This window comes from Arthrobacter sp. Soil_C_49, assembly GCF_057656635.1.
This window is the reverse complement of record NZ_JBDGJZ010000007.1, coordinates 88,825-101,116: the sequence shown is the minus strand read 5'-3', so window position 1 is coordinate 101,116 and position 12,292 is coordinate 88,825. Positions and strand designations below refer to the sequence as shown.

The 12,292-nt window shown below is 58.5% G+C and carries 8 protein-coding genes and 2 pseudogenes; 7 read left to right on the top strand and 3 right to left on the bottom strand.

What is annotated here, in order from left to right:
- The first annotated feature begins 149 nt into the window (after positions 1-149).
- The 4 genes and pseudogenes from AC3A4Z_RS12960 (at position 150) to AC3A4Z_RS12945 (ending at position 4,731) form a co-directional block, all read left to right on the top strand.
- Positions 150-581: a LexA family protein gene (locus AC3A4Z_RS12960; protein WP_498711915.1), complete on the top strand. Its 432-nt coding sequence runs from the start codon at positions 150-152 to the stop codon at positions 579-581.
- Between the two features lie 9 nt (positions 582-590).
- Positions 591-1,887 (top strand): annotated as a pseudogene (locus AC3A4Z_RS12955) (Y-family DNA polymerase).
- A gap of 36 nt (positions 1,888-1,923) precedes the next feature.
- On the top strand, positions 1,924-2,238 hold the full coding sequence (locus tag AC3A4Z_RS12950) for a hypothetical protein (RefSeq protein WP_498711914.1): 315 nt from the start codon (positions 1,924-1,926) through the stop codon (positions 2,236-2,238).
- An 84-nt stretch (positions 2,239-2,322) separates the two neighbouring features.
- Entirely contained in the window at positions 2,323-4,731 is a 2,409-nt protein-coding gene (locus AC3A4Z_RS12945; protein ID WP_498711913.1) for an N-6 DNA methylase, read from the top strand.
- Positions 4,732-5,418: 687 nt separating this feature from the next.
- Here AC3A4Z_RS12945 and AC3A4Z_RS12940 read toward each other — a convergent pair.
- The 3 genes from AC3A4Z_RS12940 to AC3A4Z_RS12930 form a co-directional block, all read right to left on the bottom strand.
- Entirely contained in the window at positions 5,419-5,979 is a 561-nt protein-coding gene (locus AC3A4Z_RS12940; protein WP_498711912.1) for a recombinase family protein, read from the bottom strand.
- A 429-nt stretch (positions 5,980-6,408) separates the two neighbouring features.
- Positions 6,409-7,707, bottom strand: a complete 1,299-nt coding sequence (locus AC3A4Z_RS12935) for a hypothetical protein (protein ID WP_498711911.1) — start codon at positions 7,705-7,707, stop codon at positions 6,409-6,411.
- A gap of 116 nt (positions 7,708-7,823) precedes the next feature.
- Positions 7,824-8,600 (bottom strand): DUF4145 domain-containing protein, encoded by a 777-nt coding sequence (locus AC3A4Z_RS12930; RefSeq protein WP_498711910.1) that lies wholly within the window; start codon positions 8,598-8,600, stop codon positions 7,824-7,826.
- Positions 8,601-8,835: 235 nt separating this feature from the next.
- Between AC3A4Z_RS12930 and AC3A4Z_RS12925 the strand changes: the two genes are divergently transcribed.
- From AC3A4Z_RS12925 to AC3A4Z_RS12915, 3 genes and pseudogenes are all read left to right on the top strand, one after another.
- On the top strand, positions 8,836-10,356 hold the full coding sequence (locus AC3A4Z_RS12925; protein ID WP_498711909.1) for a competence protein CoiA: 1,521 nt from the start codon (positions 8,836-8,838) through the stop codon (positions 10,354-10,356).
- Between the two features lie 15 nt (positions 10,357-10,371).
- Positions 10,372-11,067, top strand: coding sequence for a uracil-DNA glycosylase (locus AC3A4Z_RS12920; protein WP_498711908.1), 696 nt, complete (start codon positions 10,372-10,374; stop codon positions 11,065-11,067).
- A gap of 719 nt (positions 11,068-11,786) precedes the next feature.
- Positions 11,787-12,110 (top strand): annotated as a pseudogene (locus tag AC3A4Z_RS12915) (recombinase family protein); the annotation flags it as partial.
- Positions 12,111-12,292 lie beyond the last annotated feature (182 nt).

The window sequence follows — 12,292 nt, the reverse complement described above, 5'->3', positions numbered from 1 at the left end:
GCAGGTGGAGCCCTCCGCCCAACTCAAAGCTGTCCCCATTGTGTACAACCCGCCCCGGCTTAGCCTCCCGAAACCCGTCATGCACGAATGTCCGGCCCCCGGAGTACACTCAGTAACTACTCGAACATATTTTCGAAAAAAGGTGTGTCGTGGGCGTTATTCTCGGTACCCGTGTGATAGACGCGGGCGTTTCTTTGTTGTCGGTGCTGTTCTCTCCGGTGACGATTGCCGCGGGCTTTCCGTCGCCGGCGCAGGACTACTTTGATGGCCGGATCGACCTGAACGCCCACCTGATCAAAGACGTCACCAGCACCTATGTGGTGCGGGTGTCCGGGGAATCGATGGAAGGTGCGGGCATCAGCGACGGGGACGAGCTGATCGTGAACCGGGCGCTGGAACCGCACGACGGGTCCGTGGTCGTGGCTGTGCTGGACGGGGAGCTGACGATCAAGCGGCTGCGGATCACCCCGACCGGGGTGGTGCTGCAGGCGGAAAACCCGGCGTATCCGGACATCGTGGTGCCGGCCCTATCGGACCTGACCATCTGGGGTACCGCTATCCGCTGCCTGCACCACGTCTGAGGGCCCGTGATGTCTAAGCCGGCTCTGATGCGGCACATGCCCCAGATCGCGCACGTGGATGTGAACTGCTTCTACGCCTCCGCGGAGCGGGCGTTCAACCCCTCCCTGGAAGGCAGGCCGGTGATCGTGCTGTCCAACAACGACGGCTGCGCGGTCACCCGCTCCCCCGAAGCCAAAGCCCTCGGCATTGCCATGGGTGAGCCATGGTTCAAGCTCGCACCACGGGCGAAGGAATGGGGCCTGGTCGCGCTCTCGAGCAACTACGAGCTGTACGGGGACATCAGCGCGCGGGTGATGGAACTGTTAGGCCGGTACTCTGCCTGGCTGGAGGTCTACAGCATCGATGAGGCGTTCCTCGGCGTCAAAGGCACCCCCGCCGAGCTTTTGGCGATGGGCCGGGCCATGAAAGCGGCCGTCCGGCGGAACGTCGGCGTGCCGGTCTGCGTCGGGATCGCCGACGAAGACACTGGCGAAGCTGGCCAACAAGTGGGCGAAGAACAACAAGGCCTTCGGCGGGGTGTGCCACTGGGACTCCGTCCCCGCCCTGGAGCGCGAGGCGCTGCTGGGCCGGCTGCCCGTCGAAGAGGTGTGGGGCATCGCAGGCAGGCTGACCAGGCGGCTGAACGTGATGGGCATCTTCACCATCGCCGACCTGGTCCGGGCCGACCCCGTGGCGATCCGGGACAAGTTCAATGTCGTCGTGATGCGCACCGTCCTGGAACTGCAGGGAACCCCCTGCATCCCCATGGAAGAAGAACGCATCGGGCGGGACCAGCTGATCTTCTCCCGGTCCTTCGCCAAACCCATCACCACGGTCGCGGGGATCCGGCAGGTCATGTCCGTGTACGGGCAGCAGGCATCGGCGCGGTTGGCCAAACACGGGCTGCAGGCCAAAGTCCTCACCGCGTTCGCCGGAACCTCGCACTTCAACCCCAACGACACCTCGTACCCGTCGGTGTGTGTGCCGTTGCCGATGCCCACCGCTGACCCGGTGATCCTGACCAAAGCCGGCCACGCACTCCTGCCCCGGATTGTTGAGGGCGTCCGGTACGCCCGGGCGGGCATCATGGTCACCGACCTGCGCCCCACCGGCAACCAGGCACCCCTGTCCCTGTTCGAGAACCCGCACGAGGAACGCCACATCGGAACCCTGCTGGAGGACGTCACCCGCCGGTACGGCCGCGGGTCCATCGGCCTGGGCCACGGCGGGATCCGGGGTGGGCCGGACTGGACTATGAAACGCGACATGCTCTCCCCCAGATACACGACCCACTGGGACGAACTCCCCCTCGTCAAAGCCGCCTAACCACCACACCCCAGCACCACCAAGGAACGAATCTTAATGACCATCACCCCAGAAGCCCCCACCCTGAACACCCCCGTGGACGTCCGCTTCACCAAGACCGGCACTCCCCTGGCCGTCCGCCACGACGGACGCATCTGGGCCATCACCGAAGAACCCGTCCACTGGTTCACCAGGGACTCCTGGTGGGAAACCCGCCAAAGCGTCCCCGTAGGCGTCGGGAACGTCGTCGATATCGAACACTGGCGTGTTCAAGTTCGCCTCGGCGGGTCGGACTCGCCGCTGCGGACCTTTGAACTGCGCCGCGAACCCCTCGCTGAACAATGGCTGCTGGAAGCCATCACTGACAACTGAGCCGGGCGGCGGACAGACAATATTCATCAGCGGAGTTGCCGATAGGGTGGACGGGTCCCCTACCAGTCTTGAAAGAGTTTAACGATGCCCAACGAACGCGTGACCGAAATCCTTGTGCGAGAGAAGCTGCGCGCTGCAGGCTACGACATGGGCAAGGTCGAAGAGCAGGCCTCATCCGTCAAGAGGATCGACGCATTGCTTTCGAGGGCATCCAAAACAGGTAAGGGTGGCATTGGCCGCCCGGAATTCATAGTTCGCTTTCCAGGCCGTTCGGACACGCTTATGGTAATCGAATGCAAGGCGGATGTAGCCCATCATGGAAACCCGGACCTTGAGGTTCCACATGAGGACATCGCAGGAAAAGCCGTTGACGGAGTACTCCACTACGCCCGGTTTTTAGCGTCCAGCTACAACGTCATTGCAGTGGCAGCATCAGGCACAGAAGGAGAGCATCGGATCTCCTCCTTCCTCCATAGTCGAGGCGATGCGGGGCCCCAGACCTTGGTCGACGCAGATCGGGCTGAAATCGCCGACATCCTGGCTCCGAACAGGATGTTGGATGCTGCGTCAGGCCATGCAAAAAGGAGCATTACCGCCGCGCAGTTACATAGAGCCGCTGTGGACTTGCACGTTTTTCTTCGCAACTATGCCTCCTTGTCCGAGTCGGAAAAGCCCCTCGTCGTGGCTGGTTCGTTAATAGCTCTGACCGACCCGGCATTTTGTGAGCGGGAAGCGCCTGCTGGAGATAAGTCGTATAACCGATACGACGCGAGGCCCGATACTAGCCGCGACGGAAATGTTTTAGCCAAGGAGTGGGGGGACGCTATCGAGCGCGTCTTCGAACGAGCCGAAATACCAATGAGCAAATCCGAAACTGTCATTGGCGCTTTCCGCTCAGCAGTTCGTTCCTCACCCACTCTCACCCAGCACAACCTCAAGGACAAACGCGGAAAGACGGACGCTCGCTCCGTGCTTTGTGCGATTCTTGACAAGCTCGACTCTGAAGTAGCTCCCGCCATCGATCTGCACCAAGGCTTCGACCTCGTGGGGGCTTTCTACGGAGAGTTTCTCCGCTACACAGCAGGGGACAAGAAGGGGTTGGGCATTGTGCTCACTCCGCCGCACATAACAGACCTCTTTTGTCGCTTGGCTGATCTAGGGCCAACCGACGTAGTTCTTGACCCCTGCACCGGGACCGGCGGATTCTTGGTCTCTGCCATGTCATATATGTCCAGTCCTCCGGAGCGGGGCGGCATTGCCTTAGATGACTTGGCCAAGGATCGGATCAAGGAAGAAGGCCTTATCGGAATAGAGCAGATGCCAGGAATGTTTGCACTGGCCGCCTCCAACATGATCCTTAGGGGAGATGGCAAGGCCAACATGTTCCAAGGCTCCTGCTTCAGCGAAGACATTCGGCAGCAGGTTATCACTGGCGGCCGGGAGAACACGAGAAAAACGATGCCTCGTCCCAACGTTGGGATGATGAACCCTCCATTTGCTCAGGGCAAAAAGGACAAAGACCTTCACGAGATGGTTTTCATCGACAACATGCTGGACATGCTCTCACCGGGTGGGACTGGAATCGCCATCGTCCCCACTTCCTGCGCAACAGGGCAAGATGGATTGCGCGCCAAAGTGCTCTCCAAGCACACACTCGAGGCTGTGATGACAACCCCGCGGGAGCTTTTCTTCGGAGTAGGCGTACAGACTGTGATCATGGTATTTACCGCGCATCGCCCGCATAGCGCGAACAAAAAGACGTGGTTCGCACGTTGGGCTGATGATGGATTTATTACTCTTCGCGGGCGTAAAGACCTAAGGAACAAGTGGTCAACTATTCGCGACAAGTGGGTGTCAGATTTCCTCAATCGTGAGCATGACACCCCGGGCTATTGCGTTTCTCGACATGTAGAAGCTACAGATGAGTGGCTAGCCGAAGCATATATGGAAACGGACTACTCACACATGAGCAGTGACGACTTTGAAGCCCCCTTGCGTGAGCATGCAGTGTTCACGCTCACTCGGGGCCGCATGGGACTAAACGAACTTGATCTGATTATGAAGGACATCAACCGCATAGCCCTCCAGTCTGAACCGCTTCTCGCCGACAATGTGGAGTTGCCAGATACATCTGAATGGATTGAATTCAAACTCACCGACCTTTTTGTGCTTGAGAAGGGTCGCCGAATCGTGGCGACCCGACAGGAGCCCGGGGACACCCCCTACATTGGAGCATCTGAGGCAAACAACGGGATTACTGGGTATATGGACGTCGAACCCAACTTTGGCGCGGGTTGCATCACAGTCCCTTACAACGGAAGCATCGGGCATGCCTTCCTTCAAACACAGTCCTTTTATGCGTGCGACGACGTTCATGTACTAACACCACGAGTTGACGAGATCCCGGATCTGGCGAAACTGTTCGTCTGTGCCCTCATACGCAAGGAGGGAGAGCGCTACAGCTACAGCCGCAAATGGATATGGATCGTATGACCGAGTCGAAGCTCAGGCTTCCAGTGGACAAGGCGGGAAAGCCCGATTGGGTACTTATCACGCGATACATGTCTACTCTGCGGTACTCCGCGTTCGTAGACGCCAATGACTTGTCAGGCTTAGCCGCAGATGAGGACTATCTTCTCCTGGACGTCTGAGCGTCCACGCGGGCGGAAGGCGGCGCGGCTGTCCCTTCCATCCGCGGAAAGCTTGGTTGGCGTATAACTCCTCAAGCTAGGATGCGGCCTACTACCGCGAACAGTGAATGAACAGTAACGGCACAAAACGAATCGATCTATAGGGGAAGGGACTGCCCGCTGGATGACAAAATCGGCGGCGTTGTACGTCAGTCGGTGCTGCCAATGTCCTTCAAACGAAAAACGCCCGGTCTGATCCGGACGAAATAGCGCTCATTTTGCAGCGCACTGCGGTACGAGGACTGGGGTGCCTCACCCAGAATTTCTACTGTGCCCGCACGAATCTCGGAAGTCGAAGCCGTCATGCCCTCAACACCTCGAAGATACTCGCGGATTGCGGACGTGAGCTGATTTCGGGGTCGTCTTTTCGAAAGCTTCTTACCGTTGGTGTCCGTGTTCCTCACCCCGTCAAACAGGCCCTGTTCTATCGATGGTTAGTATAATGCTGGGCTGCCCGCTTTGCCGCTGAAACGGCAACACCATTCGGTCGTCAGGGTCCCTTTCTGAGGTACTGGTATAGCGTTTCACGACTAATGCCGTACTCGCGGGCCAGCCCGGCTTTTTGTTCCCCTGCAGCGGCTCGCTCACGGAGTTCGCTCGCTTTGTCCGGAGACAGGGCTCTAATACGCCCTCGGTAGGCTCCCCGAGCCTTTGCTAGGGATATGCCTTCACGCTGGCGTTCACCAATCAGTGCTCGTTCAAATTCAATGACGGCGCCCATGATAGAGAACATCAAATCGGTGACAGATGAGTCCTCACCGGCGAACGTGAGATTCTCCTTAATGAACTCAATCCGGACACCTTTCTTCGCAAGCTTCTGCAACAGGGATCGGAGATCCTCCAGGTTCCTGGCCAGTCTGTCCATGCTTTGCACGACTAAGGTGTCGCCGTCTCGGACTAGGCCCAGTAGCCTATCAAGTTGGGGGCGCTCAGCATCATCACTTGAAGCTTCGTCAAGAAAGATCTTTTGCACCTCAACACAATCGAGCTGGTGCTGAGTGTTCGGGTCCATGCTGCTGACCCTGATGTACCCAATACGTCGTCCGGCCATAAGCGAGTCCTAACGAAGAGTGTCAGGTCGAAATTTAGAGCCCCGGACCAACAGGTGTCAATAAATATCAGCGCTTCAGTCTGACACCTTCATAGGCCTTAATAGGTGCTTCCCGTCGAACGGAAGAGAGCCCTAACGCTTAGATTGCCGCCCGTAAGCCGGTCGACTAACGGACACAAAGATTCCAACACTTTGCCGGCGTCAGCGCTGGTGTCGAGTGCACGTATGCTCCGCTCGTTTTATTGCCCGATGAAGGTCCCCAGCTGCAGCCCGCCAGGCACCAAAGGACTGACGGTGTCCCACTTCCTTGGAACCGGGACACCGTCAACAGGCCTCTCCCCTAAGTCTGAATCCGCGGAGCCCCACGCCCGTAATCCGGTCCCGACGACGGTTCCCCAAAGGGGAGCGCGTGAGTGCCGTGAGGGTTCGTCATTTGAAGGCTGACGTAGGTCCACGGCCCGCGTCCTCAATAGCACTCCTCACCCGGGCTACTACTTGTTCAAGCTGGTAGCCCGGATACACTTCAACGAGCGTGCAGCCATACTGTCCGCAGATATCCAGCTTTCGTGCGTCTCGTTCCTGCTGCACCTCGAACGCTTTTGCGCCGCCGAAGTACTCGACGGGCTTCATGTGCTGGGCACCCTGATACTCAATCCCGACGTTGTAATCAGGGAGATAAATGTCGAGGCTCTGTGGCGCGAGCCAACCTGGGCGGGCTTGGTGCAACACTCGTTCCCCTGGGAACGCGGCCTGCACCTGACGCAGCAGCGTCATCTCTGACACCCATCCCTCTCCGACTCGTGGAATCCCAGCCCCCTCTCGGGCCGTGTTTTCGGCCTGCCGTATGAGCGTTGGCCAGAACCCAGAAACAAGGGCATAGTGAAGGGTCCACGGAACCCAGGGGCAGGGCCAATCCAACGGTTCTTCGTATCCAGGCCAGTCTTCAAAGGCTTTGGGCGGTTCCTGGGCAGTGCTCTCCTTCCGTGCCTCTGTGAGGAAATACCGCACCTCTTCTCTGGTGTAGCGCAACTGAACGTCATCTTCGATGCTGGCTGCCACTTCATTCACTGGTTTATCGGCCGTAATGCGGCGCCAGAAGTCCTCTAGAACGCTCAAACCATGATGGACATGGAAGTCATCGAGTCGTGCCTGAAGCGCGGGCACGATCTCATCGAGGTGCCCAATACCCTTCCTTGTGATCCTCCACTCCCCCCATCGGAGGACTTGCATCGCTGTCAACGGCGGGTGGTTGAGATGGGCCCCGAGCGTCAGATGGTGTGACGGACTGGCCCAGATGCCGAGCGCGGCGTATCCGGCGGCGAAATCTCCCTCAAGAAAGTAGAAGTCCGCTAATGCAGATTCCGCATACGACGGTAGGTCTCTACTTCGATAAGCACTTAGCAAATTCCCTAGGGTGCGCCTGGCCTCCAGCGGATTCGTCCGCCGCTCGTCCAACAACTCGTAAAGCAACACTGACCCATACCCGGTTTGTCCCTGTACATCGACCGGCTCCCCTGCGAGCAGCGACGGGAGGAATGTGCGGCGGTAGAACGATTTCTGCAGCCGGTTCATCTCCGGTCGCCCCGAGTCAGGGTAAAACTTCGGCACTCGGCGCGGTGTTTTGGGGTTGACTGTAGCCGACGTGCTGTATTGCTCCGTCGACCCGACGGGGCTACTGGATGGTCTGCCCCCAACCATCGAGCCAGACGGTGCTGATTCGTTCACCATCGCTAGTTTTCCTTTGACTTATGCAGTCTTCTTTTCCGGCCATGGTGGCAATGTCCTGCCTAACCCGAGCGGTGGCTTCGTGCTTATGAGCTATTGCTGCTACCAGGTGACCGCCATCACTTTGCATATATTCGCCCCTTGGCTTCGTTCACGGCTCGCACACGCTCTTTGAGTTCAGGGGCCACTATCAGTTCATTGAATGCGGCTTCAAAAAACTCCAACCCGTCGGCAACAGCACGAACACTGAGCGGTTCCCCTTCGTGAGAGCCGGAGTTTCCGATCCATTTGATGGCAAGAAGCTGTTCCCCCACTTGCTGGTTGCCTGTTTCTGCTTCCCAGAGCTCAATTCGTTTGTGAAGATTTATTCGTTTGTCGTTTTTGTCGTATGCGGCTATTCCCCAGTTGCTGAGGAACAGCTCTATCGAAGCGCGAAGCACCGTTGCGGCTGAACTAGGATCAACAAAAATGATTGGCGCGGCCCGGTCGATGGCATTGCGCACATCCTGCGGCACAGCCTCAGGCAACGAGAGTAGCGGCAGCGGCGGATTGAAATAATCAATCTTGTAGAACTCCGCGTAAGGGATTCCCTGATACTCGCTGCCTGAGCTCGAAGTGGCGTAGTCGACTCTGAACGTCCCCACCCCGATTACCGTCTGCTTGCATTCGCGGGAGTCGCATTGCCCGATTACATGCATCGTCCCGGTGATCCATTCGGGCTCCCAGCCAGGGCAATCCATGTCCTTCATGGATTGCTCGTTTCGAGCCGTTACAGGCTTGTCCCAAGAAACATAGCCTTCTCCGCAAGTCCGACAATGCGGGCGCGGCCATGGCATGCCCTGCTCGATCTCTTCATCGAACCTTTGAAGGACCCGGAGGTGGGTGTTGACCATCATCTCTTCCCTGTTTAACGGTTACAGGGGCAGCCACCCCGTCGATGACAGCATATTCGTGGAAGAGAAGTTAAAGCCACGGACACGTACGCCGCCCGTAAGCCGGTCCACCTGTAATTGGGCTTGAGGGCGTTATAGCGGGCCACCCATCGTCAGAACCGGTGGCGGGTGCAGCTTTTGTCAGTGCCGGTGGCTAGGGTGAATCAAAAGCCCGCGGGCTGCAAAAAAAGGGGGGCCAATGCCGCTGGTGGCGTTTCTTGACGGGGAACGAATCGAATCGAACCGAGCCACGGATGAGCGCTGGGATCAGGTGAAAAGCGTATACAAGAGCAGGTCCCTGCTCATGCGCTGCGGGGTTCCTGGAATCCCTCGCACGTCCAGGCGTGGCCTCAAACACTTTGCCCACAAGGCCGGCGTGCAATGCGGTCTCATCGATTGCTGGAACGAGTCACCTCAACATCGCATGCTCAAAACGCTGATCGCCCAGGCGGCCCAAGATGCAGGCTGGCATGTAAACGTCGAGTGGAGCACAGAGGGACGGGCGTGGACAGCGGACGTCTTGGCAGAGCGCGATGGCAGGCGCCTGGCGTTGGAGGTTCAATGGTCGCGCCAGGACGCCGGAGAGTTCAGACGCAGGCAGGATCGTTATGCCGCTGACGGCGTGGAGTGCTTCTGGTACGTTCACCGGCGAAACAGGGATGAGGCCAGGCGCTCCGGCGTGCCCCACGTCGTCTTCGAGGGCGACGATGCTCCGTTTGATATCCTAGCGGAAAAAGCGTTCCAGCCAGCAACATCGACCAGTCTGCACGCCCATGTAACCGCTTTCCTGCTGGGGCTGTACCTTGACCGGATCCAAGCGCGGATCACCTCGGTGACGATTCAGTACATGAGCGATAACTGCTGGGCCTGCAAACGGCCATCCACAATTTGGAGGATCAGTGCAGCGTCCCTGCAGTCCCGCTGCCAGGAGACGACCGACGCCGCCCGGACAGACCATCCTTTGTGGCCAACCGAACGCATCGAGGCTCTGATCGCCGGCGATGTCGCAGCGGTTCTTGGCAAAGGCAGCCGTCCGCCGCTGGCTCCATTGCGGATGCACCATTCAAAGAAGGCAGACAAGATCTACCTGGCCTACGGGTGTGCACATTGCAGGGCAGGCTTTTTCGGGGATGGCTTCCTGGAGCTGGAGACCCTCTGGAAGTCAGTGACCATACCGGTGACAGCCCGAATCCCCCTGGCTGATGGAATCCTCACGCAGGTCCATCTGTGTGCGGACAAGGGCTTCGGGCCATGCAGCCAAGAGCCGTTAGAGAGCCAACAGGCAACGTTTGACGGCTACATATCCAGCCCACACCAGCGCCGGCATCCACCACGCGGAGACGCAGCAGACGTTGCGCTGGTGGGAATGGAGATCTCCGCAAGAGACGCTGTGGCCATCATGACCGGGCACCGGTATCCGGACTACGGCGGATTAACGTCCGGCTCCTGGTCCTCAACGTGCAAGAAGGAAAAACCGCAACCAGCCGAAACCATCTCCTGTGACTGGTGCGGCAGACAGCCCCACCCTCAATATGAGTGCCTTTGGCGCCAGCTCAGGGCGAAAGCAAAAGTAAGCCCTGGCTATCGGCATTATTCGGACAATTTTTATGAGGGCATCTCCAGGGGAAGGACCCCTGAAGATGAGGGCACGGCGATAATGAAGCGACTGCTTGATCGGTGCGTGCCGATTCCACGCAGCCGGACCGGTGGCGTCAAATAGAGAACGGCAGGCAGCGTGAAAGACAGATCCACCGTTATATGGAACAAGCATGCCTACAACGCAGGAACCTTACTTAGCCGGCATCACCTCCCCCACGTCCTTCAGCACCGGCAGGAGACAAGATACGAAGGCGTTGTTGGCCCACTCAATAGGTGGGTCGACCACATCCGGGTTTCCACACAGGAAAGCGTCCCTTACTTTGATCCGCGGGCGGCAACGGAGGGAGCCGATGTGCTGGTTCTACTCCAGGACCCGTCAGGGGAAGCGCAACTGGGTTCGGGATTCATCAGCCGGGACAACAATGACCCAACGGCACATAACTCCACACTCGCCGCTGAAGCCGGCGGCCTCCCCTACTCCAGGTCGCTGCACTGGAATGTGGTCCCTTGGTGGGTCGCGAATCCGGCCTTTGCACCACGGAGTTTGGCTGCTGAAGCGCGCAGGGCTGCTCCCCTACTGGCGGAGTTGATGGACTTGTTAGCGGCCCGCCCGAAGGTGGTTCTCCTTCTCGGCAAGCAAGCACAGGAAGCCTGGTCCCAGCTGCTGCTAGGGGCTCCTCCTGAGCTCAAGGGGCTCCCGATTATTGCGGCGCCGCACCCGAGTCCGCTCGCTTATAACAAGACCGATGCGCTCACAGGCAAACCCAACAGAGCACTGCTACAGGAAGCCTTCGCTCGGGTGACAGCGGTGTCCCAAACGAACGCTGTGTGAGGACGGGGGCCAAATCCCCACCGCGGTCAGTGCCCCCTGAAGATCAGCTGTTCTACCTGCTCGAGTTCAATGCTGAGGACTTGTGCCCATTCGGTCATACAAGCCGTGTACTTGCGGTAGCTGCCGGCGCTGTACCAAGTAAGCCACAGGGCCCGATCTCTTTGCAGTGGTTCCTGAACCATCCCGCGACGATGCTGTCCATGATCGGGGTGGTGACTACCTGGTCTGAAGCCTTAGTAGCGAAGCTGATGTACTTTGTCGCAAAGGCGGGACAGAGGCGTATGGTTCGATGACATTTTTCCCCCCAAATAAGTTCGAGCAAGATCACAGACGATAACCCTACGGGACTGGTCGTAAGGCTTTTGTTCAACGACCCGTAGTGGAGGGGGAACAGCGTAGGTCCGGGAGTTCGCGTTGCCTCGAGTATGTCCTGGGCAACCAGCGACGGCGTGAAGGGGTCCCCTGCCGGTCACCTTCTGTACTGCCTTGCGTTCATCAAAGCCCCGCCGGATCGATCTCAGCAAAGGATCCTTTTCCCAAGACCGGGCGAGTTCGTCGTCAACTATTTTCGAAGCCCTGCCTTCCAGCGGTTCCAGCGAACCGTGCGTCGTCTCAACAATCTGTCTCAACTGATCCATTCTCAACAACGGGAGAGCGGCCTTTGATGAGCCATTGAAGTCGCTTTGGGGATTATTGGATAAGCCAAGGTCAGCACCGTTGATCGGAACACGGAACTGCAGCATGCCGCGTTGAACGCTGCGGGCTGTCACAGGTTCTTTTCCCACCCTGGTGTGAGTGGCTCCAGGGCCAGTCGACCAGCACGGGACAAGATGCTCGATCATATGCAGGACGTTGACGAGGTTGTTCAAGGACGTCAACTGAACGAAGTTGTTCTCCGCTGCCGCACCAGAAGAGCTGATCCATGGCCCGACCGGCAGGCCTTGCCTCCTGGTACGGGTCAGCCTCCCCCACCCTCTCCCCCTAGCGCCAGCCGGAATCCCGGCTCGGTTAATAGCGCAAGTGTGTTAATTTTCCCCGGGTGATACCTGCGAGCCCCTGCGCAGGCGCTCGATTAACATTGGGCAGGCCCCTAGGCGGCCAGCCATGGTCCTTGTTCCGCTAGAGGTTATAAAGTCCATTTCGGGACCAACAATGTTTCATGCCATAAGTCATGCCATATCTCCTGTTGGACGATCAACTGAAAGAACACTTGGACTCGGCGCTA